This window comes from Candidatus Zixiibacteriota bacterium (genome assembly GCA_034003725.1).
Lineage (GTDB): Bacteria > Zixibacteria > MSB-5A5 > GN15 > FEB-12 > WJMS01.
Map to the genome: position 1 here is coordinate 64369 of JAVEYB010000009.1, position 25408 is coordinate 89776.

Here is a 25408-nt window from a genome sequence, read left to right on the forward strand (position 1 = left end):
ACGATTCCACGAACGCCGCCCCCGATTCCGGGCGGCGTTTTTGGTACGGGACGGGGGCGGCTCGCCGTTAAACCGGCAAACGCCACGGTTCCGTCCGGCTAAACAGGAGGCAATCGGAAAAGCATTGACTTTTTGGTCCGGTTGCCGGTACTTTTGGGTCATTGTGCCGGTCAGGGTGGTCCGGAGTGGGACGATCGGACCGGCGCGGACCGGGCGAGTTACGGATGCCAGGTGACATCAGGTGCGGCACCCCAGGGAACCCTGGCATTTTGCACGGATGTTGTAGAGGCGATATGAACAACTCCTCGCTTATCAACCGTAACGTTCTGATGCTCAATCAGAACTACGAGCCGCTCACCGTGTGTCCGGCTCGCCGGGCTCTCATGTTGCTTTTTCAGGGCAAAGCCGAGATGATCGAGACAGCCGACGGGCTCCGGGTGCGGACGGTTTCGACCAGCTACGCGCTGCCGTCGGTGGTGCGCCTGTCCGAGTACAAGCGCGTCCCGTTCAAACGGATCATGCTCTCCCGGAAAAACATCCTCACCCGCGACGATCACCAGTGTCAATACTGCGGGACGCGGAAGGGACCGATGACGATCGACCACGTTATACCGCGCACCCAGCACGGGAGCGATTCGTGGGAGAATCTGGTCACGGCCTGCGTGAAGTGCAACAACCGGAAGGGCAACCGTTCGCCGGAGAGAGCCGGCATGAGTTTGCTTCGCAAGCCCCAGCGCCCGACCTACGTGGCGTTTATTCAGCGGTATCTCGGTGTGGCCGATCAGCGCTGGCGTCCGTACCTGTTCATGGACTGAGAAATCTGTTTCTTCGGATTGCCGAATCCTGCTTATTTCTGCCACGATATCAGTCACTCCACGCCAGTGAGGCTCATATGCGTCAGTATTTCTGCCGTGCACTGCTTTTTGTCTTGATGTTGCCTGTCGGTTTGTTTGCCCAGGAGTCCGAGGGGTACTCGATCGGGCAGCGGTTTCATCTCGAAACCAGTTTCGGCGACCAGGGCATCAAATCCGACAGCCCCTACTGGGGCGACAACGTCCCACCGTACAAGTCCTATACCGGCGCAACCAAACACCCCCTGCCGCTGGAACCGGTCGAGGGACTCGCAGTCGAGGACGCTATTCGCGAGCGCCGTTCGGTCCGGTCGTTCGTGGATGCGCCGATCGAGCTGACCGAACTGGCCCGGCTGCTTCTGTCCGGTAACGGGGTGACCGAGCGCCGTGGCGATGTCGACCACCGCGCGACGCCCTCGGCGGGCGCGCTCTACCCGATAGAGCTGTACGTGGTGGCTCGTCGGGTAACGGATCTGCCGTCGGGTCTGTACCATTTTCAGCCGCAGGATTCGACGCTGGTGTTGATCGAGGCGGCGGATTTCTCGCGCGATATTCGCATGGTCGCCAACGGGCAGGAGTGGATCAGCGGCGCTGCCGCCACCGTTTTTGTCACGGCCCGGTTTGACCGGACCACGCAGAAGTACGCCGACCGTGGATACCGGTATGTCTACATGGAGTCGGGCATGGTGGCCGAGAACATCTGCCTGCAGGCGGTGTCGCTGGGTCTGGGGACGACTACGGTCGGAGCGTTTAACGACGATGCCGCCAACGAACTGGCAGGGATCGACGGGGTGTTTGAGGCGACTTTGCTGCTGATCCCGGTGGGGAGAGGCGCGAAGTAAAGGCGCCTCGGTCGGGGCGAGCGCAGTCGATCACAAGAGCCGCGCAAAAGCCGGCGACGACCAAATCTAGCCGGGTCTGAGGTGGGGCCTTTTCGAGCGGCAAAGCGCCACGGGGCGGGGAATTCGATAAGTGTCGGCGATAACATTTCCGAGCCAGTCCAGAGCTTGTCCCTGTAACTTAATCCTATACAGTGTATTACGGCATCGTCATCGGGCCGGCTCATTTGTTTCAGTCGATTGGAGGGCAGGTCGCAGGGTCTGGCTGCTACTGTCAGAACCTGTATTTTCGTTTCATTTTTTTGGACTTCTACTGCCAGGATCTGACAGGGGTGATGGCGATCTTATAGATGAGTTCAGCCGGGGGATCTGGGAGGAACAGCACAACTGCGGCCGGCGGATGGGGAGCCCCGGGACGGAAAGATGGTGAGGCCGCCCGGGATTTTCTGCGTTTTAACCGGTTGTAGTGTGCCTCCCTTTGAAAAGGAGCGAGACCCCGAATCCGACGCGTCAACTTCTGCCTTCACGAGACCAGGCATCGGATTTCTCGCTCCTTTTTTTCTTTGCATGCGAATCCGTCTGCGCCACCTGCGGGGCCGACAGAACGCCTGTGCGTTTTGCTCCTGCACCGGTGCGCGGTGATTTCAGTTTCTGAACGGGATGAAGTATGGTGAACGCGGGGCGGGCCCTACAACCCGAGACGCCTGTGAACATCCCTCCCAAGGGCCAGGGGCGTCGGGGTTCCCGCTCCGCTTTTGTTCTGCCTCGGGGCTACCGGTTGAACGGGTTCGGCACCACGATCGGCCCTGTCGGACGGGCTTTCGTCCGTGTCGGCGACCCACCCAATACAGACTTGTCAAAACTCCCACCGAGCCACCGGTCGGCGCGATCGATACTGATGACACCTGAGCCCAGGTCGGGAATGAAATCAGTTAACGGCGTCGTGCCGGGAGAGTTCAAATCGATGTTGGCGTTGAGTACCATCAGGTCGACGCCCGAAGCATCGTCGAGGTCGGCCCACGGAACAGCGATCGTAAACGTGTTCGCATCGGGCGGCACATCGTGATACGCCAGCCCGGTTGTGTCGTAATCCAGTTCCCACAGCGACGTGTCGGTGTAGACCGCCCAGTGAGAGAGAGTCGTGTCCCCTCCGAAGAAGCCGATCAGTATGCGATGGTCCGCGCCGATTCCGTTCAAGTTGATTTGCGCAAAGTCCCGGCGTCCCGTCAGCGGGTTTCTGTCGGAGTCAAAATAGATGGCTGCCGCAAATGACGTGTCGAGAAAGACCACCGTGTCGACACCTACTATCGTGTCTTTCGGATACGGGTAGCTGTTCCACGGTTCGGAGGTCTCGACGCGAAGTATCAGGTGATCGTTGGTCGTGCGGGCGTAGACTCTTCGGAGATCGGTCGGCCACGCGTCGTTGATGTCATTGCCGACCAACACCCATTGGTAATACACGGTGAACGTCTGCGACGCTCCCATGCGCCCCTGCGCATCGTAGACGCGGGCGAACAACGCGTACGGGTTTCCGACCGCCATACCGCTCACGGTCCACGCGAGGCTGTACGGCGCGCCGGTAACCGTGCCGATCGGGTTCGTCCCCAGGTAATACACGACCGAGTCGATTGCGGCCCAGGCAGTAATATCGACCTGCAGTGTCACGGTATCATCGAGGATCGCGTCGTTTTTGGGCCACGTCATGGAGACAACGGGCGTCTCGGGATCCGGTTCGGTGAAGAACTGCCACGAATATGCGGACCCCAGAGCAATCCCGAACGTATCAAGCACGCCCGTGCCGATGGTCACGGTATACTGCGCGCCGTAATCGAGGCTGTCATCGGGTGTGAGCGTGAGCGTGCGAGTCGCCGGCGTATATGCCACCGAAGACGGGACTTCGGTGTCGGTGGAGTCGGTGAGTTGCACAGTGGCCGTCGTTATAGTCGCGGGGTCCATCCCTTTTGAGAACTCCGCCTCGATGGTCGTATCCACTGCGATGTTGACGGCGTTGTTGATCGGCCGGGTGCCGACGATCGTAGCGGGAAGCCCATTGGGGTCCTGTTCGGTCGTGAACGTCCACGCGTACTCGGCGGCGAGTCGGTTGCCGGCAAGATCGGCAATGGCGGTCGTCAGCCGGGCCGTGTGCACGGTCTCGTATGCGAGGTCTGCAACCGGTCGAAGCGTAATGGTTGTGCCGGTCGACGTGAAGGTCGCGCCGACGGCCGAACCGCCGGCCGGGGTCAGGGTGAATGACTGCGGCGTCACGGACGAGGAGGCAATCGCCTCGGAGAAGGTGGCCGACACCGAGCCGTTGACGGGCACGCCGACGGCGCCATCGGAGGGGCCGGTTGATGTTACGGCAGGCGGGGTCTTGTCGCCGCCGCCGGTCGGGCCGTCGCCACCGCAGGCGAGCAGGATCGTGATCAGGGCGACTATCAGCAGACCGGCAATTGACGTTTGAATAGTCCTGATGATCGGTATCTCCGGTTGGGGGAGGGTATGCCTTTTGTTCTATTATACATCGGCGACCCGACAATTGCAACTTGAGAGAAAAGATCGAAGCTGTGTCATCGATTGAACAATTTGCGTTTCATCGGTGAACTCGAATGGTATAAAGGTCGACACGAATCGGAAGGGCCTGCCGATAAAGTAGTAACTACCAGTTCCATACCCGAATTGCCGGGAGGGAGGACACATGGTCAAGCGCATTATCGCGCTGGCGTTTATTTTCGGCTGTACGACAGTCGCGTGGGCCATACTGGGTACCTCGACTGTCATTCGAACGGAGAGCCAGGACGACAAACTCGCTCAACGCGTCAGCAAACTCTGGGGGCAGTCCCAGTGGCAGCACGCCCCTGATCTCACGTTCAAGACGGAAGAAGAGAGACTGGTCGACTGGATGGTCGATGGCCGGCCGCAGCAGCAGCGGCGTGTGGTCGCGGTCGACAAACCGCAGGTGCTCGACAGCAGCACGATAGCCGTCTCGCTGCAACTCGACCACCGCAAGAAGGGACTTCTCTGGTACTCGACCTACCGGGTCGAATTCGACGGCAGCTATCTGGTCTCCAATCCCGGCGGGCAGGACCGGGAGTATACGTTTACGTACCGGTTTCCGGCGCGGGACGGCATCTATGACAATTTTATGCTGTCGGTCGACGGCAACGAGGTCCGGGACCTTCAGCCGGTCGACGGGGCGGTCAGTCGGGAAATCCGGCTGGCGCCCGGAGAGCAGGCCCGTGTCCGCGTTTCGTACGGATCGCAGGGTCTGGATGAGTGGTGGTACGTGTTTGGCACGAACGTGGCCCAGGTACGCAACCTGAGCCTGACGATGTACACCGATTTCGGCGACATCGATTTTCCCGATGACGCCATCTCACCGACGTCGAAAGAGAAGACCGAGGATGGGTGGAAACTTACGTGGGCGTACGGCAACCTGATTTCCGGCGTGCAGATCGGCATGGTCATGCCCAAGAAGCTCAACCCCGGTCCGTTTGTCAGCCGGGTGAGTTTCTTTGCGCCGGTGTCGTTGTTCCTCTTTCTGTTTTTGATGTTTATGATTACGACCCTTCGTGATATCAAGATTCATCCGATGAACTACTTTTTCGTCTCGGCGGCCTTTTTCGCGTTCCATCTGCTGCTGGCGTATCTGGCCGATCATGTCGATATCCATATCGCGTTCGCGATCAGTGCGGTGGTGTCGATTCTGCTGGTGATTTCCTACATGCGGCTGGTAGTCGGGACGCGGTTTGCCCTCGTTGAGACGGGCCTCGCGCAGCTCGTGTACCTGGTTGCGTTTTCGTATGCGTTTTTCCTCGAGGGTTACACCGGTCTGACGATCACCGTGCTGTGTATCGTGACCCTGTTCGTGATGATGCAGCTGACGGGTCGGATAAACTGGGAAGAGAAGTTTGCGTCGATCAAGTCCGGCGATTCGCGCCCGGCGCGTTCGCTGGGTGGGCTGAGAGACAAGGGCGACTGAGCGTTTCCAGGACGGGAAATGATAGTGATGCATCGGGCGGTAGCCGCGGTTGCCGGTTATCGCCCGAGTCCGATTACCGCTTTTCTGTCAGCTGTTGCTACCCGGAGACGAGTGTGACCCGGTGGAATACCCGTTGGCCCTTCGTCTCATCTTCGTTCCGGCCCGGAAAAATCTTCCGTATACGGCCCGGATTTTAATTGCCTTGCCTGACGAATTCCCGTACTATCTGGACTTGATTGAGGGGTCTACGTACGTCTATGAAAGACAACGCACTAAATCAGCAGACAATTCTGTCGGGGATGCAACCCACGGGTGCCCTTCATATTGGCAATCTCGAGGGTGCGCTGCGCAACTGGGTCAGCCTGCAAAACGACTACCACATGTTTTGCTGTATAGTCGACTGGCACGCCCTGACCGCCGATTTTGAGAACCCGTCCATTCTCAAGGACCGCATATTCCAGATGACGATCGACTGGCTGGCAGCGGGTCTGTCTCCGGAGCGATGCGCCATTTTCATCCAGTCCGAAGTGAAAGAGCACGCCGAGCTGCATTTGTTGTTCTCGATGCTTATCACGGTGCCGACCCTGACCCGCCTGCCGACCTATCAGGAAAAGCAGGAACGGCTGGATTCGTACGGTTTTCTCGGATATCCGGTGCTGCAGGCGGCCGACATCTGCCTCTACGGGGCGCATAAGGTGCCGGTCGGCAAGGATCAGGAAAAGCATGTCTGGCTGGCCAACGATCTGGCCAAGCGGTTCAACAATCTCTACGGCGAGACGCTGGTGGAACCGGAGGCGTTGTTCACCAGGATTCCGCTGATTCTCGGTGCGGACAATCGCAAGATGTCCAAGTCGTACGGGAATCACATTCCGATCGACGCCACCGCCGAGGAGACCTCGCAGATTCTTCGCAAGTATTACACCGACCCGCTCAAAGTGCGCAAGGGTGATCCGGGGCGTCCTGAGCAGTGTCCGATTTTCCTGTTGCACAAGGTGTATACGCCGGACGCCGACGAGTCGATCGCGCCGCCGTGCAGAACCGGTGAGCTGGGCTGTGTGGAGTGCAAGAGGCGGCTGACCGCCGCGCTTAACGCCGCCCTGGAGCCGATTCGCGAGCGACGCCGGGAGCTCGAGCAGAAGCCCGACTATATCTGGGACGTGCTCGCCGACGGCGGTTCGCGGGCGCGCGCGCGGGCCGGCGAGGTTATGGACGGCGTCAGAACAGCCATGAAAATGAATTACCGAAAGACGTGAGCATGGTGGAAGAACTGCTCAACCAGCATTCCGAAAACTACCGGGTCAATCTCGAAGTCTTTTCCGGGCCGCTCGATCTGCTGCTGTATTTGATCCGCAAGGAAGAAGTAGATATCTACGACATACCGATCGCCCGGATCACCCAGCAGTACCTTCGGTATATCGAGTTGATGCAGGTGCTCAATCTCGAAATCGCCGGCGAGTTCATACTGATGGCGGCGACGCTGATTCGGATCAAGGCCCGCCTGCTGCTTCCCCGCGACGAGAGCGATCCCGAGGAAAACGATCCGCGCGAAGAGCTGATCATGGCGCTGGTCGAGTACAAAAAGTACAAGGAAGCATCGGACATTCTTCGCGAAAAGGCTCTGATCGAGGAGCGCAACTACGTTCCGGAACTGCCGCTGGGCAAGATCGACGCCAAAGTCGAGCTGGAGCCGGGCACGTCGTTGTTTGACCTGCTGACGGCCTTCAAGGAAGTGATGGAACAGCGCCGCGTGGAGATCGTGCACGAGGTGAACGTCGAAGAGATCGCGATCGAGGACCGAATCGCCAGTATCATATCCTATTTGCAGAAGCGCGAGTCCGCGACGTTTGCGGAGCTGTTCCGGGATATCCCGCGGAAGATCGTGGCAATCGTGACGTTTATCGCGATGCTGGAGCTGGTCCGGACCCGGCGGATACGGGTAATGCAGGCGGAGCCGTTCGCGCGGCTTCGGGTCTACCGCGGCGATCGTTTCTACGAACCGCGCGAGGCGATCGACCTGGTCGATGTCGGCGCGCTCCAGCAGATTGACGAGAGAGAATAATGGAAGATACCTACCTGGCCTCATCGATCGAGGCGATCATCCTGGCGTCGCCGGAGCCCATTTCGGCGAAGAAAATCGCGGGCGTCCTGGAAGACGCCACGCCGTCGCGGATCGGAGTCGCGGTCGCCCGTCTCAACGAGCGGTACGCCCGCACGGAATCATCGTTTCGCATCCGCGAAATCGCAGGCGGCTACCAGTATTACGTACTGCCCGAGTATGCGGGGTTTGTCGAAGAGTTGTATGCGCGCCGCCGCAAGCTCCGTCTCACTCGCGCCGCGCTTGAAACGGTCGCGATTATCGCGTACCGGCAGCCGGTCACCAAAGGGGAGATCGAGCACATTCGCGGTGTCGCCTCGGACGGCGTGCTGCACAACCTGCTGGAGAAAAACATGATTACGATTGTCGGCCGCGCCGACGGGGTCGGCAAGCCGCTCCAGTACGGAACGACCGACGAGTTTCTGAAGTTTTTCGGGTTGAACCAACTCGAAGACCTACCGAAGATGTCAGAGATCGAGGAACTGGTACGCGCCTCCGACGCCAAGCATCAAACCGAGCTGGTGCTCGAGGAGCATGTCGACGGCCAGGTGAAATTCAATATTGCAGACGGAACGTACGATCCGCTGGAGCGGGCCGACGAAAGCGAAATACCCGAGCGAACTGACGATAGATCCACCAGAGAGTCTCTATCCGATGCGACACAAGACGACGATGCGGTCGATGACGATGATCGGGCCGACGAGGACGAGCCGGCCGGGTCGCCGGGCCGCCTGATTCTGAAACAGCCTCCCGCCGATACCGTGGCGGAAGATGCGGTCGTTGACGAGGAGTCCGACCGACCGGAACTCGTTGAAGCCGATCCCGGCGAGAACGACGAAGATCGGTCGTGACGAATTGCCGGCCCGAGGGCCGGCATGAGCGGATAATGTCGCAAATACGGATAAACAAATATCTCTCCCTGTGCGGCGTGACCTCGCGGCGCGGCGCGGTATCGTTGATTGAGGAAGGGCGGGTGACGGTCAACAACACGGTGGCCGATCGTCCGGGCCTGATTATCGACGATGAAACCGACGTGGTGAAAGTCGACGGCGCCGACGTGAGCCTGGTCGACAAAAAGGTCTATGTCGTACTGCATAAGCCTCGGAATGTGATGACCACGCTGTTTGATCCATTCAAGCGGCGAACGGTGAATTACTACCTCAAGAAGCTCCGGGAACGGGTGTACCCGGTGGGGCGGCTCGATTTCGATACCACCGGCGTGCTGCTTTTGACGAACGACGGAGATCTCGCTTATCGACTGGCCCATCCCCGTTATCGTGTGGCGAAGGTGTATCAGGCGCGGGTGAAGGGGCATTTCAAGCAGGAGGCGGCGATTCAGATCGACCGGGGCATCGTGCTTGACGACGGCAAGGTCGGGAAGGCGTCGGTATCGATTCTGGGGTTCGTCCGCAATACCACCCGGGTGCGTCTGACCTTGACGGAAGGGCGCAAACGGGAGGTCAAGCAGCTCTGCAAAAAAGTCGGTCACCCGGTCGAGGAACTGGAACGGGTGGAGTTTGCCGGGATCACAACGAAAAATCTTCGGGCCGGCCAGTGGCGTCACCTGACGCCGCGAGAAGTTGCACGCCTCAAGGCGTTGGTCGGACTCGCGTAATCGGATCTTACATACCGGAATAAAAGAAGCGCACCCGTGGTCGGGTGCGCTTTTCGTTTCCGTCCGGGACGCTTCCGGAGATCAATACTCTTCCAGATTGCTCCATTCGGCGTCTTCGAGCCAGGTTTTGGGCCGGTCGAGGAACCTAATCACGTTTTCCATCGTGACCCAGTGCTTGTGCTCTTCGTCGGCGATTTTGTTCAGAATGTGCTTTTGGTTTTTGTCGCCAACCTCGTTCGCCTTCTCTCGATAGAAGTTCTCGGACTTCTTCTCGACTTCCTGAGCCTGGGCCCAGATTTTCCGGGCGTCGGCCGGGAAGGAATAGACCCGATTTCCCGCTTTCAGCTCCTCGAACACGTTTTTGACCGTGTTCAGGATGCCGGTTCTGGAGGCCTCGTCGTACGCGGTCGGCTGACCGTCGCGAAGCGCCTTGAAGATGGCATAATGCTTGGCCTCGTCGTCGGCCAGTTCGAGCAGAATCTTCTTCAGCTGGGGATGGCTGACTTTATCGGCATGCTCGAGGTAAAACGCGCGGCCGTCCTGCTCCATCTTCATCGCAAAATCAAACACGTTCATTGTCAAACTTCCTCCGAGTGCTTACGAAACTCTTTCGCTGCGGGATAAAGTATAGTGATTTGTCCGGGATGTCAATCGGATTACGGCCGACCCTGCGATCGGGACCGGGCGCTGCACGGCGGACTTTGTTTTGATACGCCGGTGTCGTATCTTCGCAGTATGACAACCGCCGTGCGATTAGTCGCACTCATCATGTTGAGCCTTGCGCTCTCCGTCGCCGGTTTCGGGGCAACCGACAAGGCAATCGCCGGGAGATGGGCGGAGTTTTATCTCGATGACCCCGGAGATTTTGAGCTGGCGGATTCGATCGTAGACAGGGCGCGATCAGAACTGATACGGCTGATTCGTGACAGTCTGGCGTATCGCCCGTCTATTCATGTGGTCGGCCGTCAGTGGGAGTTCGACAGCCTTGTGGGGGGAGCGTTCCCGGACTGGGGCGCCGCGGCGGCTATACCGTCGCGCCGGACGATCGTCATCAAGTCGCCCGACCGTTTTAACGTGCAGAAGTCGCTTGCCGAACTGCTCGCCCACGAGTACGCACACCTTGCCCTGCACGACCGGACCGGGTGGAGCGAACCGCCGCGATGGTTCGACGAAGGGTTGGCGATGCTGGTGTCGACCGAATGGGACTGGTCGAACAACCTCACGCTCAGCAAAGCGGCGGTGTTCGGCAATTTCGTGCCGCTGCGCGAAATCGAGCGGCTCAATCGATTTTCGGCGCCGCGCGCCGAGGTTGCTTATGCGCAGTCGTATGTCGCGGTCAAATATCTGTTTGACGAATATCGGGTGGATGCTGTTAATACACTTCTGGACTGGATTCGCGATGCCGGTCGCGGCGATCAGCGCCCCACAGGCGGTCAGCCGACCGTTCTCGACAGCGCTCTCATTGCCGCAACCGGCACCGACCTGGCCGGGTTTGAAGCGGAGTTTCGCGTTTATCTTGCGGGACGGTTCAATATCGTTTCGCTACTGGTGGATACGATGTTTTTATGGGTATTGCTTGCCGCCGTGATCATTATCGGCGGCGTCCTCGCCATCAAGCGCCGCCGCGACTACTATCGCAAGTGGGAAGAGGAAGACGCGCTGGGGTCGAAAGACTTCGATTACGGGAATCCGGATCAACCGGAAGAGACCGACGACGACGAGCCATGGCGACGCTGAGTCATCGGGTCGAATACCTTCTGGCGCGAGTCGGGATTGGTTTAGCCAACCTGTTGCCTGCGGCGCTTTCGGACCGTGCCGGGGCGGCGCTCGGTCGAGCGGCCGCTGTGCTGCTCCGAAAGAGGCGCCGCATTGCCCATGACAATCTCGAAAAAGCGCTCGGCGATCAGTTGACCGGCACAGAGCAAGAGCGCGTTGTCGTCGACGTGTTTGCCAATATCGGCCGGACGCTGTTCGAACTGGCCCGATTCCGGAAGCTCACGCCCGAATCCATTAGGCGTATTGTCGTGCCGGACGGCCTTGAGGTTATTGACGCTGCGCTGGCGGACGGGAAGGGGGCGATTATCGTCGTGCCGCATTTCGGGAACTGGGAACTGGCCGGGGCCTATCTGGCGATGAGCGGTTATCCGGTTGACGTGCTGGTGACGACCCAACATAACTCGCTGGTTGATGCCGTCTTGACATCGCTTCGCGAGGGTGCCGGGATCGGGATTATCAGGGTTGGCCGAACGGTCCGCCACGTTTTTGGAGCCCTGAAGCAGAACCGGGTGATCGCGATTGCCGCCGACCAGCATGCGCCCGCGGCCGAGTTGGTGACGGAGTTTTTCGGTCGCCCTGCGGCGGCGGCCCGCGGGCCGGCGCTGTTTGCGATTCGATGCGGGGCGCCCATACTGCCGTTCTGCATGCGGCGTGAACGGCATGATCGGCACGTCATCATGCCCGGACCGGCGATATATCCTCCCCGGGAGCAGGACGAAGAATCGGCAATCCGATCGATGACCGAGCAGTATTTGCGGTTTTTTGAGTCGTGTATTCGTGCCTATCCGGCCCAGTGGATGTGGACGCACCGGCGATGGAAATTGGATTGAAATTCAAGCAACCAAGCGGGTTTTTTGGCGTAGAAGTATGCGGGATACGGGCTGATGAGAGGTCGGTCCGATTTGATTGATCCGACGCCGGACGGCGATCGCCGGCGGCTTTCGATAAACGAGGTGTGTGTGAAACGTATCATCACGGTTATTGTCGTTCTGGTTGTTCTCCTCGGCGGCGCCTACGGCGTCAACGCCATCTTCTCTACGTCGGCGGATGTACCCACTGCAACCGTCCTGAAGGACGAGTTTGTCATATCGCTGAAGGCCAGCGGCACCGTTGACGCCAAGCGGGCGTTCACGATTTCGGCGCCGCGGGTCCGGGGGCTTCAGATAACGTGGCTGGCGCCCGAAGGCAGCGTCGCCAAGGAGGGCGATCCGATCATTCGGTTCGACGCCACGCAGCAGACGGCCGATCTGAACGAATTCCAATCGTCCCTCAAAATCGCCCAGACCACGCTCGAGCGATCCAAGAAGGAGTATACGATTCAGGAAAAGCAGCTGACGCTGGAGGTGCAGAAGGCGCAGCGAAAGTACGACGAGATGAAGCACGAGGCGCCCGCGCTGGCCGAAGAGGCGCGGCTGGAACTGGAGCTGGCCGAGTTGAATTTTCAGGCGCGGCTCGACCAGATCAAGTCCGACATGGCCAAGGCCGAACTCGAGGTCCAGCGCGCCCAGGACAAAGTGACGATGGCGCAAAAGGAACTTGCCCAGATGACCATGGCCGCTCCCATTCCCGGGATGGTGGTGTATCTCGAGATCTGGAAAGGCGGCTCCATGGGCAAGGTGCAGGAAGGGGATGCGCCGTGGCCCGGGCAGGGTCTCGTCAACCTTCCCGACTTGAGCGAGATGATCGTCAAGGCGACCGCCTCCGAGGTCGACGCTTTCATGGTCGATTCGGGGCAGGCGGTCGAGATAACGCTCGACGCGTTCCCGGACAAGAAGTATGCGGGCGTGGTGACCAAGAAAGGCACGTTGGCCCGCAAGAAAGACATGAACTCAAAAATCAACGTGTTTGACGTGGAAGTGCTTTTCCTGGAGCAGGACGAGGAACTCAAGCCCGGCATGTCCGCCTCGGCGAACATCATTGTCGATCGCATTCCCGATGTCGTCTCGGTGCCTCTGGAGTCGGTTTTTGAACGGGACGGCAAGACCGTTGTCTACCTCAGCGGCGGCGACCGTCGCGATGTGGAAGTTGGTCGACGCAACGACATGGAGATCGAGATCACAAGCGGATTGTCCGGCGGGGAGAAGGTCTGTTTGGTCGACCCCTCGCTTGAATCGCAGAGCCTCCCGGGCGACAAGGCGACCGAACCGGAGTTGAATCAGGGCCGGGGACAGCGACAGGCGCCACCGTCGAACCCATCGGGTCGCCGGGGACGTCGATGAGAAAAGACTACGGGCAGATCCTTCGTCTGTCATTCGATTCGCTGTCGGCCCACAAGCTTCGCTCGTTTCTGACCATGCTCGGCGTGATCATCGGCGTGGCGGCAGTGGTTTCGATGCTCTCGATCGGCGAAGGCGCGGAGCAGGAGATTCTCGAACAGATCTCCATTCTCGGCATCAACAACATCATCATCAACGCCAAGGTACCGGACGAAGCGGCCGGGTCGGAGGAAGGGCTGCAGCGGTCCCCCGGACTGAGCCTTGCCGACGGCGACAATATCGAATCGTTCTACGATCTCGTGGGCAACGTCGTCCCTCAGCGATTCGAGGCGGTCCCGTCCGTGCGATTTGGTCCGCGCGAAGCCGAGGTGCGCGTGGTGGCGACCACTCCCGAATTCGTTTACTCGAGTTCGATCGAAGTGGAGTATGGGCGGTTTATCCATCAGATTGACATGGAGACTTTCGCGCAGGTGTGTGTGCTGGGCGCGAAGGCCAAAAAAGCGCTGTTCGCGTTTTCGGATCCGATCGGCCAGAGTGTGCGGATCGGTTTGCTCGATTTCACCGTGGTCGGCGTGATGGCGGACAAGTATATCGGCCGGGGGAAGGTCGAGGGGCTGGAACTTCGCAATTTCAACGAAGACGTCTATATCCCGTACAGCACGGCCGCCAAGAAATTCGACCGGCGCGAGCTGTCCTCGGAGCGGGTTCAGTTCTGGACGGGCGGCGACAACGGAGAACAACGTCAGGCCTACAACACGCCGGAGATAGATCAGCTCACCGTGACCGTGACCCAGCTCGACTACGTACCGGCCGTTACCAAGCTGGTGGAGCGGATCATGCAACGACGTCACGGCGGCATCACGGACTACGAGATCGTGGTGCCCGAATCATTGCTTCGCCAGTCGCAGAAAACCCAGCAGATCTTTAACATCGTCATGGGTGCGATCGCCGGTCTTTCGCTGCTGGTCGGCGGGATCGGGATCATGAATATCATGCTGGCGACCGTGCTGGAGCGCACCCGCGAGATCGGCGTGCGGCGTGCGGTCGGCGCCACGCAGATGGATATTCTCCGGCAGTTTCTCTTTGAGGCGGTGATGATTTGCCTGTTGGGCTGTACGATCGGTCTCGCGCTGGGACTGGTGATTGCCCAGGCGATTACGTTTTATGCGGGCTGGCCGACGATCGTGTCCGTGTCCGCCATCGTACTGGCGGTCGGCGTTTCGACCGCGGTCGGTCTGGTGTTCGGGATCTACCCGGCGCGCAAGGCCGCCCGCCTCGATGTTATCGAAGCCCTTCGGTATGAATGATTCCCGGTATGCGATAGAGGAGAGTGCGATGATGCGATTGGTAGTGATGCCCGCCCGTCTGCGAACGGCTGCCTGGATGATTGCGGCGTCGTGTGCGTGGGCCGGCACGGCCTCCGGTGTGGAATTGACGCTGCAGGATGCGATCGATATCGCCTGCAACAGGACGTCGCGCGGCTCGATCATCAGCGGGCGCCTCGAAGTCGCCGAACAGACGTATCGCGCCCGCCGGACCAACTTCTATTTCCCGGAGATCTCCATAAACGGGGAACTCCCCGCGTATTCGGAAGTGCAGGATTACCGTTTCTTCGGCGGTCTGCAGGAAAAGCAGCTCATCCAGACCAGCGACCTGGGATTCAATTCCTTCATCCGCGCGCGGCAGAGCCTGATCACCGGCGGTGACTTGAATATCACGGCGAACCTGACCCGCAAGGACGAGGAGTACCCGATCGCCGGACCCAGCCAAACGCTTCGCGATATCACGGAGACGCGCGACGAAGGCTTTTTCCGGTTCGAACTCAACCAGCCGATCCTGAAACCGTCCGAAGCCAAAAACGACCTGCATAACAAGTCCGATGATCTCGGGCTGGCGCAACTGCAGCAGCTCGAGGACCGGACCGCGCTTCAGAAGGAAGTGGTGGAAGCGTACATGGGGGTGCTTCGGTTGTCGCTGGCCGCGTCGCTCGCGAACGACAAGATGCGCGCGGCACAGTTGAAAGCGGAAATCGATTCAGCGAAGTTCGCCGACGGCATTATCTCCGAGGAAGAGCTGCTGCAAAGCGTATCGGCGCGACTCGACGCCGAGCTGGCGGTGTTCGAGGCGGAGACCAATGCCGGCGAGCAGCGCCGTCAACTCGCGTTGCTTCTGGACATGGAACCATCGGAAGAGCTTTCGGTGAGTGAACCCGAAGCACGTCAGGAGATCGACGAGTCGGGCCGCCGTCAGTATGTCGACAACTGGCAGCAGTCGCTGGCAGTACACCGGGCTCGGTATCAGTATGAAAAGGCCCGTCGGCAGGCCGGCTACGCGTCATCGTCGCACGGGCTCAACGGCGACCTGTCGGTCAGCTACTCGTTCGGTCGCGGCACGATCCAGACGGATGACCGGCCCGATGACCCGATCAAGACGAACAGCTGGGGCGTCTCACTGAATCTCACGTATCCGCTGTGGGACGGCGGCGCATCGTCCGCGGCCGTGCAGGCGTCTCAACTCGAGGCGGAGCAGTCGCGACTGGAGATGGAACGGGCCGAGAAATCGGCCAGGGGGGAGATAATCAACCTGGTGAACCGGCTCGATGTTTCGTTCCGGCGGCTCGATATCGTGCGGCAGCAGATTTCGCTGGCGGAGAACCGGCTGTCGATTGCGCAGTCCCGCATGGAAGACGGACAGATATCGGAGTTGACCTTTCTGGGGAGCCGCATATCTTACCTCGAGACCAGGGATCGCTTTCTCGAAGAGTTGAAGACTTTCCTTCTCAACAAGATCGAGCTCGACGGCACGTTTGTCAGCTGATGGGTCAGCACATACTCATACGCACGCCCAACCACCTGGGCGACTGCATCATGGCGTTGCCCATGATCAACGAAACGCGCGAGGCCTATCCCGGCGCGACCGTCTCGATATTGACGCCGGAGCCGATGGCTGAGCTCTTTCACCAGAATCCCGCGGTCGATCACATTGTGACCATTCCGCCGCGACACATTCACGGGATGATGGCGGTCGTTAAGATCCGCGAACTGATCGCGCAGGGTTCGTATGATATCGGGTATATCCTGCCGCCGTCGTTCGGCGCGGCGGCCGGTTTCAAGCTTGCGGGCGTCCCGGAACGTATCGGTTATATCGCGGACGGGCGTCGGCTGCTGCTGACCCGCCCGCTGCCGCTGCCGGTACCGCTGAACTCGGAACATCGTTCCGAGGTGTATTTCAATCTGCTGCGACGGGGCGCGGGACGGGATTTGACCTACGTGTATCCGAAGCTGTTCCTCAACGAGTCCGACATCACGCGTGCCCGCGAAATGCTCGAGAGTTTCGGAGTCGCGGACGGCGAAGATTATATCGCGGTTGCCTGCCGGGCGGTGGCCGAATCGCGCCGCTGGGGCGCCGAGAACTATGCGGCGCTGGTGAAGATTGCGGTCGAAGAGATGAAGCTCAAGGTGGTGTTGATCGGATCGGATGACGACCGCCCGACCGCCGCCGGGGTTGCGTCCGGACACGCCGAGACGACCGTGGTGAACCTGGCGGGCCGCACGTCCCTTCGTGAGACGGCCGCGGTGCTGTCGCGCGCCGCCTGTTTTGTGGGCAACGACTCCGGACCCGCGCATCTCGCGGCCGCGGTCGGCGCACCGGTGGTCGTGTTGTCCGGCGCCGACGATCCGAAAGAGACGACTCCGCTCAGCCGGCGGAAAGAACTGATCTACCTCGAACACCTCGACTGCATCAGCTGCGTGAAAAACAAGTGCCCGCTGACCGGTGAAAAACAGATGGCCTGTATGAAGGGTATTTCGGTGGCGATGGTGGCGGAGCGGGTCAGGACCGTGCTCGGCCGGGGCGCCCCGTCCGAACCGGCATCGCGGTAATCACGCCCGTGCGGCGGCTGTCCGGCCGAGTCCGAGGCGTTCGAGCAGACGCTCAAACGCCGGGATATCGGCGAAATTCGCGCGGGCGTTATCGTAGATGTCGGAGAGCTGGTACTCCATGGCCCCGCAGTTGACCGTTACGTACGGCACGTGCGACGTCATGCACTTCTCCACGAACATCAGCAGTTCCACCTTCCCCGAAAAGCGTGCGTCGCAAACGGCGACATCGGCAACCGCCGCCAAATCTTCGACCAGGTCGGCGATGCTGTCGGAGAGGAGAAGGTCGACTCCCGCCGCGCACGCATCTTCGAAGTAATCACGCATGATGGTCGTGTCGAGTGAGAATATGAGCACGCGGGGCGCCGCGCCCTGCGGTGCGGGAACGGGTTCCGTCTCGGTTTCGGCCGCGTGAATCGGCAGCGTCAGCGTGAATGTCGACCCGACTCCCACCCGCGTCTGTATGGTCAGATCGCCGCCGTGCTCGCGGGCGATGTTCCGACAGATCGCCAGTCCCATGCCGGTGCCCACCAGCTTGTCCTTGCCCCAGGCGCCCTTGGTCGAGTAAAACGGGTCAAACACCTTGTGAAGATGTTCGGGGCTGATGCCGGTCCCGGTATCGCCGACTTTCAAATAGACGAGTTCGGAGTCGCGCAGCAGCGCAACCGTAATGACTCCGCTGCTGCTGATCGCGTGTTCGGCGTTGATGATCAGATTCAGCAGGAGCTGCTGAATTTTGCTGGCGGACACGACGACTTCCGGAACGTCCTGGAAGTACGTGACCAGTTCGATCGAGCGGATGCGGAGCTCCTTCTCGACCAGGCTGATCGTGTCCCGGATGAGTTTGCGCAGGTCCTCGCGGGAACGGTCGTCCGGCCGCGCCTTGGAGTACGTCAGCAGCGACATGGCCACCTGGTTGGCCTTCTCGCCCATCTGGATGATCTGCTCGAGCGTGTCGCGGGAGAGCTTGTCGGTCTCGGGAATCTCCTCGAGCGCAAACGACGCATTGCCTATTATTCCCCCGAGATAGTTTTTGAACTCGTGCGCCACGCCTGCGGCGAGCATGCCCACGGCGGCCATCTTCTCCGACTCCGACAGCTTGGCCTGTGTCAGTAGCTCGGTCGTGATGTCTTCGGACGCCGACAGGTAGTTCATGATTCGGCCGTCATCGGAGAATACCGGGGAGATCGACTTGCGTTCCCAGTAGAACTCGCCGTTCTTGCGGCGGTTTTGCACCAGGCCGCTCCAGACCTGTCCGGACGAGATTGTCGCCCACATCTCGCGGTAGAAGTCGTCCGTGTGACGACCGGACTTGAGCAGCGACGTTGACCGACCCACCAGGTCCATCACGCCGTAGCCGGTGATCTGCGAGAAGCGCGGATTGGTGTATTCGATCCGTCCGTTGGTGTCGGTGATGCAGATGGCGGACGCCGACTGGTTGACGGCGGCCGAGAGCTTGCGCAGTTCCTGTTCGCTGAGCATGCGGTCGGTAATGTCTTCAATCATCGCCTGCAGACCGGTGAGCGTACCGGCGTCGTCGCGAACGGGCGTCAGCAGATACCGGAGATACTCTTTGGCTCCCCACGCAAGCTGGCAGGACAGTTCTCTCGCCACCGGCTGGCCGGACTGAAGGCTTGCCCTGACGTCATCGACAAAGGCCGTCCCGCTCAGGCGGGGCAGGGTATCGAGGGTGTGCGATTGTGCCCGGTCACGACTCGGCAGACCGAGGATAGTCATCAGGCGCTGGTTGACGTCGAGAATATCGCCTTTCGCATTAAAGGAGACAATCCCCAGGGGCGCGCTTTCGAACAGCAGGCGGAACTTCTGTTCGCTGTCGCGCAACAGGTCCTCGGCCGCCCGCCGCTCCGTGATATCGCGTACGACGCTGATATGGGCGACCGTCAGGCCATGCGCGTCGGCAAGAGTCTTGACCGTCATATCGACCGGGAACGTGGTACCGTCTTTCCGACGGCAGACCGTTTCCATGTGAAGGAAGCCTGACTGTGCGAGGGTAGCTTCAAGCGACTCCTGCAGTCGATCTGCCGACGGGCTGGGTGAAACGATTTGCGGAGCCTTGCCCGCCACGTCTGCTTCGGTGTATCCGAATAAGGACTCGGCGGCGCCGAGCCAATGCGTGATATGCCGCTTGCCGTCAGTGACGATGATTGCGTCGGGCATCTGGCGGAGGATCGCGTCGGACAGGCGTAACTCAAGTTCCGCCTGCTTCTGACCGGTGATATCGATAATGAGGCCTTCTATCGCGACCGCCGTGCCGTCGTCGTCATAGACCGCGCGACCCTGTTCCCAGACCCATTTCTCCGCGCCGGCGCGCGGCTGGATGCGATATGACAGATTGAAGGCCGTGCGATCGGCGACTGCCTGCGCGATTTTGTCGGTGACGTACGCCCGATCGTCCGGGTGAATGAGCTCGCCGTAGGAGGCGGATGCGTTGCCCGCCAGTTCGGATTCGTCGTAGCCGGTGAGTTCTTTGCAGCCGTCGCTGACATACTCCATGGCCCACTGGCCGACGATCGTGCAGCGGTACGCCATCCCGGGCAGGTTGCTCATCAGGGTGGACAGCTTCCGCTGACTCTCCTTGAGGGCATGCTCGTCCCGCCTTCGGGCAGTAACGTCGCGAACGATTGCCAGCAGGTGCTCCTCGCCGTTGATCTCCAGCGGCGACAGGGTGACCTCAGTGTCTCTGATCTCGCCGGAGGAGGTGCAATGCTGCCACTCGAAGAACTGTGCTTCGCCGCGCGTGGCCGCCTGGATATACCCGAGCGCCGCCGCGACCGATGGCCGCCCGTCAGGCTGGTGGCTCGGCGAGAAAATGCAGGGGCCCTGGCCGACGATTTCGTCCCTGGTGGTCTCGAACAGGGCGCATGCCTGCTCGTTGCAGTCGATAAAAGTATCGTCGCGAAGCACGAACAAAGCGTCGCGCGCGGATGCAAACACCGCGTGATACCGTCGCTCGGACGCCTGCAGGGCCTGTTGCGTCTTCACCTGCTCGGAAACATCGCGGCCGACGCTGACGATTTCGATTACGTCTCCGTCGGTGTTGGTGACGGCCTTGCAGGCCCACGCGAGCCAGCGCCAGCCGTGACGCGTCTTGGCACGCTGCTGCACACTGCATTCATACGGCGGCCGAAACAGGTCCTTCATCGCTTCCAGTGTCGACGCCCGGTCGTCCTCGTGTACCAGCGGCAGGAAGGGCTTGCCCAGCAGATCCTTCTCTTCCAGCCCAAACATCTGGCAGAAACTCGGACTCACAAAACGGAACTGACCGTCGGCGTCAACCTTCGCGACAAGGTCGGACTGGTACTCGACCAGCAGCCGATAACTCTCCTCGGATCGACGCAGCGCCTCCTGTGCAACGTGCCGGGCCGTCGTGTCCTGGACCATGGTGATGAAATGCAGCGGCCGTCCGTCATCGGACCGGAGCAGCCGCACCGAGCGGTATCCCCAGACCGTCGCTCCGTTTTTGCGGATGTAGCGCGACTCGGCGTACAGATGATCGCATTCGCCGTTCAGCAGCTGATCGAGGCGTTTGCGGGCTTCTTCGACGTCTTCGGGATGCAGCAGTTGATCGATCGACATCCCGACCAATTCGTCTTCCGGATACCCGAGAAGTTCGCACAACTGTTCGTTGACCCGCGTGATCGTCCAGTCAAGTGATACGATCGCCGCGCCGATCGGGGATTTGTCGAAGACCACCCGGAACATCGCCTCGCTCTGAGCCAGCGCGTCCTCGGCGGCTTTTCGTTCCGTGATGTCCGTGATTGTCCCGACAATACCGGCGACCTCCCCGGCGTCGTCGTTGAAGCTTGCTTTGGCCAGCACGATGGTCTTCTGGAGACGTCCGGGGCCGAACGCCGCCGGTCCCTCGTACACATGCCGACCGCCCTCCGCCAGCAGCTTGTCGTCGGTCTCGCGATATTTGTCGGACTCCGGGTCGTTGACGATTTCTCCGAGTGTGCGGCCGACCACGTCTTCACGGGTGCACCCGAGCAGTTCCGCATACAAAGAATTGCAGCCCGCATAGCGACCGTCGAGCCCCTTGTAGAACACCGGAATCGGTATGGCGTCAATAACGCGATTCAGCAGCGAAATCTCGTGTTCGCGGGTCGCGACTGACTGGGCATCGGCCGTGATATCGTTGGCGTAGAGGCAGATCCCCTCGACCTCGCCCCTGTCGGTCACGATCGGATAGGCCGTAACACGAAACAAGCGGGTCTCGCCGTTTACCGCCATTTCGTGTTTGTCCCGGACCGCCGTGCGCCCCGTCATCGCTTCGTCGAGCAGCTTCGAGGCGATTTCCCACGCCGGTTCGTCGAGACACTCGGCGAAATCGGAACCGATGTCCGGATACCGCCCGGTCATTACTTTCGACAAGTGCGCCGAGACCGCGTTCAGAGCCACGACCGTGCGGTTGGTATCGATCAGGACGATGGCGTCCTTCGATGCGTCCAGGCTGGACTGCAGCTGGGCCCGTGACAACTGCAGTTTGGCAGCGTTGTCCGTAGCCTCTTCCAGCTTCGTCCGAAGTTGGCGGTGCAGTTCGGCAAGGTAGCCGATTGCGAGGACGACCAGCAAGGTCGTGGCGAGATCCTGAGGATCGTAGGGTGAAACGGCCAGCGAATCGATCGGTATATCTCTGATGGCAAAAACCGCAATCGAGACCGGGAGCAGCAGCAGCCATGTGATCAGACTTCCCCAGAACCCCCAGCACAGGGCCGCCGCTACGGATGGAATCGCAGCAAGGAAGCACGCATCGTGTCCCAGGAGTTCGACGAGTTCAGGAAACGCCACGGCAAATGCAAGCGCCAGCAGGATGGCGAGCAATGAACCGGTGTACTTGGCGCGCGGCATATCGGATTCAGCTACCCCTTTACGTCCTCTGCATCTGATTCGTGCGGTTTATTGGCTATGGTCTATGTATCGGCACGGGGCCGGGTTAATTTAGGCAGTAAGGCGTTGGGAGGTCGACAGATATGCTACAAGCAGCGGCACCTAATGACCGTTGCAGTGAAGATAGCCCAGAATGGCGATCATAACCGAAAAAAGCAGCCCGGCGACAAAGCCGAACCGGAACGTGTTGTAGCGCGCAGACCGGTTTATGGAGGATTTTGCCGGACCGCTCAGGTCGGCGTGACAATGCTTGCAGCGAATCGCCGTGACACTGATCGCCTCCTGGCAATACGGGCAGCGTTTGGTTTCCTTGACCAGCGACATACTCGTCGGTTGTATGCGCTGCCGACCGACCGGGAGCAACTAAAATCTGTATCTACCGCCAGAGCGGCTTCCGACGAACTTCCTGCCGGCGCATGATCAGCAGCAGCCCGAGAGGAGGCCACCGATCGTTATGTGTTGCTGTCGCCCGTTTCCTGCGCGCTAAAGCCAATCGGGTTTTGCGGCTGGATGGGACCGCCGTGGATTTTGATCTCGCCGAATTGCGACTCGAACTTCTTGATGTTGTCGGTGAGCGCCCGATGCAGCAGCTTGGCGTGCATCGGCGTCATGATAATGCGCGACAGAACGCGGGCTTTAGGCAGTCCGGGCATGTAGCGGGCGAAGTCGAGAATAATCTCGGTCGGCGAATGGGTGATCAGCGCGAGGTTGGCGTAGATACCCTCGGCCTCCTTGTCGCCAAGCTCGATTTTGATCTGCTGCGGTGGTCGCGGTTCCATAAGATGTTCCTCTGCCGTAATGAGATAAGAGGCTTTTCTGTGCTTGTTCGTGTTGCCGAATTCTAATATATTCGGTCACCATGTCAAACGTATTCTATGATCCGCACTCGTCACCGGTTCCGGCCGGGGGAGCCCGGGCATGTCGCTGAAACAGGATCGAATCGAGCAGTTGCTGGGCGGCATCGGCCGCTCGAGAGTGCTTATCATCGGCGACATCATGCTCGATGAGTACCTGCTTGGGGTTGTCGAACGCATTTCTCCCGAAGCTCCGGTGCCGGTCGTGGAAGTTACGTCCAACCGCACCAATCTGGGCGGTGCCGCCAACGTCGCCGCCAACATCAGGGCGCTCGGAGATGAGTCCGTGCTGATCGGCACGGTGGGCGCCGACGAGGCCGCCGACAAACTTGGAGCGCTGCTGGAGCAGCGCGGCATCTCGCGGGCCAACATGGTCACCGACCCGGACCGTCCGACAACGATCAAGACCAGGTTGATTGCCCACTCCCAGCAGGTCGTCCGGTTCGACCGCGAAAAACGCAGCCCCCTTACAGAGCCGGTCGAGCGCCGGATGATGGAGCAGGTCCGTTCGCTGATCACGACCACCAGCGCGGTTATCATCTCGGACTACGGCAAAGGCGTCATCACGCCGTCGCTGCTCAAGTCGGTCACCGACCTGTGCAACGAGCGGAGCGTCTTTATTGCGGTGGACCCGAAGGAGACCAATTTCCACAACTATCGGCGGGTGTCGCTCATCACGCCGAACCATCACGAAGCCGGTTTCGCGTACGGGCGCAAGATTCTCAATGAGGCGGATTTGTATGAGGTCGGCAACGGGCTGCTGAAGAAGCTCGAAGCGAAATCCATTTTGATTACGCGCGGCCCGCAGGGGATGAGTCTGTTCTCCACCGATCATGAACCGACCCATATCCCGACCTTCGCGCGGCAGGTCTTTGACGTCACCGGGGCCGGCGATACGGTGATTGCGACGTTTGTTTCGGCGGTATGCGCCGGGGCGACTCTGCCCGAGGCAGCCGTATTCGCCAATGTCGCGGCCGGGTGGACCGTGGCCGAAATCGGGACCGCCACCATATCGCTCAAGCAGCTTCGCAAAGAATTGACCGGACACCTCAAAGACGGCAAACTGGAAGCTCCCACCGCGGACAATGAACTTTCAGGCAAGTAACCCGACGTGAAGCACCTTCTCACGAGAACATCGCTCGCTGCAGCCGTTGAGCGTCTCCGTCGCGCCGGCAAAAAGATCGTATTCACCAACGGTGTGTTCGACATCCTGCATCGCGGGCATGTAGACTATCTCGCCCGGGCAAAGTCGTTCGGTGACATCCTGATTGTCGGACTGAACAGCGACGCCTCGACTCGCCGCCTCAAGGGCCCCGACCGACCGCTGCAAAAGCAGGGGGATCGCGCGACAATCCTGCTTGCCCTGCGTGCGGTCGATTACGTGATGATTTTCGGCGAGGACACGCCGGACAAGCTGATTCGACAGGTTCGTCCCGACGTGCTCGTCAAGGGCGCCGATTACGCCGTCTCCGAAATCGTCGGCGCGGACTTCGTTCGTTCCTACGGCGGGTCAGTCCGGCGGGTTCGGCTCGCGCCCGGTCGATCGACAACCACTCTTGTGAAAAAGCTCCGTTCGGCCGACCGCCGGAAGCGTTGAGCTTCACTTGCGTTTGAACCGTTCATTGGTACCTTTCAGTTCATGGCCGGACAAGACACAGACAAACAACCCGATTCAGAGCGGGCCATCACGATAACACCGACAAAGGAAGACCGCGTGCGCGTGGCGGACCTGTCGGGCGAAACGGTCACGGCACCGGATACAGCCCGTCACGCCGACTCGTCGGCAGTATCAGCGGGTTCGCTGACCGACCGGCTCGCATCGCTGGGATACTGGCCGGCGCGGGCGCGGAAGCTGGTCGCACAGGGCAAGTACGCCCTGGCCGTGGAGTTGTGTCGGGAGCAGCTGTCCGAGAATCCCGATCTGCTGTCGGGGCGGGTCACCTATGCCACCGCGCTGCATCTTGCCGGACAGACCGAAATGGCGGCCGAGCAGTTTTTCTCGGTGCTGTCACGCGATCCGGACAATCTGGTTGCATTAAAGCATCTCGGCGATATCAAGTTCGCGCTCGGAGACGAGGTCACAGCGATGACATACTACCGCCGGGTGCAGACGCTGGATCCGCTCGGCCGCGGGCTCAGCTGTCCGATCCGAACGGCGCGTGTCGAACAGACCCGAACGATCACTCTCCGCCGGCCGACCGAAAGCGCGCCGCCGCCCGGACCTCTTCGCTCGATCCCGTTTTACACCGAGACGCTGGCCGACCTGTACTTCGCCCAGGGGTACCCGCGACTTGCGGCCGAGATTTACCGGGTCCTCAACGAACGAAATCACACCTCCCGCCTCGCCGAGAAACTCGAGCAGGCGGAACAATCGATACGACAGAAGGAGCGTTGACG

At 60.3% G+C, this 25408-nt stretch carries 21 protein-coding genes; 16 read left to right on the forward strand and 5 right to left on the reverse strand.

The features are described from left to right. The first annotated feature begins 293 nt into the window (after positions 1–293). On the forward strand, positions 294–815 hold the full coding sequence (locus RBT76_11050; GenBank protein MDX9858320.1) for an HNH endonuclease: 522 nt from the start codon (positions 294–296) through the stop codon (positions 813–815). Positions 816–892: 77 nt separating this feature from the next. Continuing rightward, positions 893–1693: a SagB/ThcOx family dehydrogenase gene (locus RBT76_11055; protein ID MDX9858321.1), complete on the forward strand. Its 801-nt coding sequence runs from the start codon at positions 893–895 to the stop codon at positions 1691–1693. A gap of 768 nt (positions 1694–2461) precedes the next feature. Here RBT76_11055 and RBT76_11060 read toward each other — a convergent pair. After that, a complete protein-coding gene (locus RBT76_11060) occupies positions 2462–4171 on the reverse strand; it encodes an Ig-like domain-containing protein (protein MDX9858322.1) in 1710 nt (569 codons plus the stop codon). A gap of 214 nt (positions 4172–4385) precedes the next feature. On the opposite strand from RBT76_11060, the gene RBT76_11065 reads away from it, so the two are divergent. The 5 genes from RBT76_11065 (at position 4386) to RBT76_11085 (ending at position 9379) form a co-directional block, all read left to right on the forward strand. Further along, a complete protein-coding gene (locus RBT76_11065; protein ID MDX9858323.1) occupies positions 4386–5669 on the forward strand; it encodes an inner membrane CreD family protein in 1284 nt (427 codons plus the stop codon). A 257-nt stretch (positions 5670–5926) separates the two neighbouring features. Continuing rightward, positions 5927–6922: a tryptophan--tRNA ligase gene (gene trpS / locus RBT76_11070; protein ID MDX9858324.1), complete on the forward strand. Its 996-nt coding sequence runs from the start codon at positions 5927–5929 to the stop codon at positions 6920–6922. Between the two features lie 2 nt (positions 6923–6924). After that, entirely contained in the window at positions 6925–7728 is an 804-nt protein-coding gene (locus tag RBT76_11075) for a segregation/condensation protein A (GenBank protein ID MDX9858325.1), read from the forward strand. Continuing rightward, positions 7728–8615, forward strand: a complete 888-nt coding sequence (gene scpB / locus RBT76_11080) for an SMC-Scp complex subunit ScpB (GenBank protein ID MDX9858326.1) — start codon at positions 7728–7730, stop codon at positions 8613–8615. The genes RBT76_11075 and scpB overlap by 1 nt, the downstream gene beginning before the upstream one ends. Positions 8616–8650: 35 nt before the next feature. After that, positions 8651–9379, forward strand: a complete 729-nt coding sequence (locus RBT76_11085) for a pseudouridine synthase (GenBank protein MDX9858327.1) — start codon at positions 8651–8653, stop codon at positions 9377–9379. Between the two features lie 81 nt (positions 9380–9460). Here RBT76_11085 and RBT76_11090 read toward each other — a convergent pair whose 3' ends face one another. Beyond that, on the reverse strand, positions 9461–9955 hold the full coding sequence (locus RBT76_11090) for a ferritin family protein (GenBank protein ID MDX9858328.1): 495 nt from the start codon (positions 9953–9955) through the stop codon (positions 9461–9463). A gap of 159 nt (positions 9956–10114) precedes the next feature. On the opposite strand from RBT76_11090, the gene RBT76_11095 reads away from it, so the two are divergent. The 6 genes from RBT76_11095 to waaF are packed head-to-tail and all read left to right on the forward strand — an operon-like array spanning position 10115 to position 17252. Further along, positions 10115–11116, forward strand: a complete 1002-nt coding sequence (locus RBT76_11095; GenBank protein ID MDX9858329.1) for a peptidase MA family metallohydrolase — start codon at positions 10115–10117, stop codon at positions 11114–11116. Next, positions 11104–11985, forward strand: a complete 882-nt coding sequence (locus RBT76_11100; protein MDX9858330.1) for a hypothetical protein — start codon at positions 11104–11106, stop codon at positions 11983–11985. The genes RBT76_11095 and RBT76_11100 overlap by 13 nt, the downstream gene beginning before the upstream one ends. 54 nt (positions 11986–12039) lie before the next feature. Then, entirely contained in the window at positions 12040–13374 is a 1335-nt protein-coding gene (locus tag RBT76_11105) for an efflux RND transporter periplasmic adaptor subunit (protein ID MDX9858331.1), read from the forward strand. After that, positions 13371–14678 (forward strand): ABC transporter permease, encoded by a 1308-nt coding sequence (locus tag RBT76_11110; protein MDX9858332.1) that lies wholly within the window; start codon positions 13371–13373, stop codon positions 14676–14678. Before RBT76_11105 ends, RBT76_11110 begins: the two co-directional genes overlap by 4 nt. Positions 14679–14706: 28 nt before the next feature. After that, positions 14707–16188 carry a TolC family protein gene (locus RBT76_11115; GenBank protein ID MDX9858333.1) on the forward strand — a complete coding sequence of 494 codons (1482 nt, stop codon included), beginning with the start codon at positions 14707–14709 and terminating at the stop codon, positions 16186–16188. Then, positions 16188–17252, forward strand: a complete 1065-nt coding sequence (gene waaF, locus RBT76_11120; protein ID MDX9858334.1) for a lipopolysaccharide heptosyltransferase II — start codon at positions 16188–16190, stop codon at positions 17250–17252. The genes RBT76_11115 and waaF overlap by 1 nt, the downstream gene beginning before the upstream one ends. Here the strand turns inward: waaF and RBT76_11125 are convergent, their stop codons facing one another. The 3 genes from RBT76_11125 to RBT76_11135 all read right to left on the reverse strand — a co-directional run bounded on the left by RBT76_11125 (position 17253) and on the right by RBT76_11135 (position 22936). Next, positions 17253–22118 carry a PAS domain S-box protein gene (locus RBT76_11125; protein MDX9858335.1) on the reverse strand — a complete coding sequence of 1622 codons (4866 nt, stop codon included), beginning with the start codon at positions 22116–22118 and terminating at the stop codon, positions 17253–17255. 141 nt (positions 22119–22259) lie between these two features. Continuing rightward, a complete protein-coding gene (locus tag RBT76_11130; GenBank protein ID MDX9858336.1) occupies positions 22260–22481 on the reverse strand; it encodes a hypothetical protein in 222 nt (73 codons plus the stop codon). A gap of 128 nt (positions 22482–22609) precedes the next feature. Beyond that, positions 22610–22936: a DUF3467 domain-containing protein gene (locus RBT76_11135; GenBank protein MDX9858337.1), complete on the reverse strand. Its 327-nt coding sequence runs from the start codon at positions 22934–22936 to the stop codon at positions 22610–22612. Positions 22937–23075: 139 nt separating this feature from the next. Here RBT76_11135 and rfaE1 point away from each other — a divergent pair, with 139 nt between their 5' ends. Genes rfaE1 through RBT76_11150 form a run of 3 tightly spaced genes read left to right on the forward strand, consistent with a single transcriptional unit; the run spans position 23076 to position 25406 of the window. Further along, entirely contained in the window at positions 23076–24116 is a 1041-nt protein-coding gene (rfaE1, locus tag RBT76_11140; protein MDX9858338.1) for a D-glycero-beta-D-manno-heptose-7-phosphate kinase, read from the forward strand. 6 nt (positions 24117–24122) lie between these two features. Further along, entirely contained in the window at positions 24123–24608 is a 486-nt protein-coding gene (gene rfaE2, locus RBT76_11145) for a D-glycero-beta-D-manno-heptose 1-phosphate adenylyltransferase (GenBank protein MDX9858339.1), read from the forward strand. 42 nt (positions 24609–24650) lie between these two features. Continuing rightward, the gene (locus tag RBT76_11150) at positions 24651–25406 is read left to right on the forward strand and encodes a tetratricopeptide repeat protein (GenBank protein MDX9858340.1); all 756 of its coding nucleotides are present in this window, start codon (positions 24651–24653) and stop codon (positions 25404–25406) included. Positions 25407–25408: the final 2 nt, after the last annotated feature.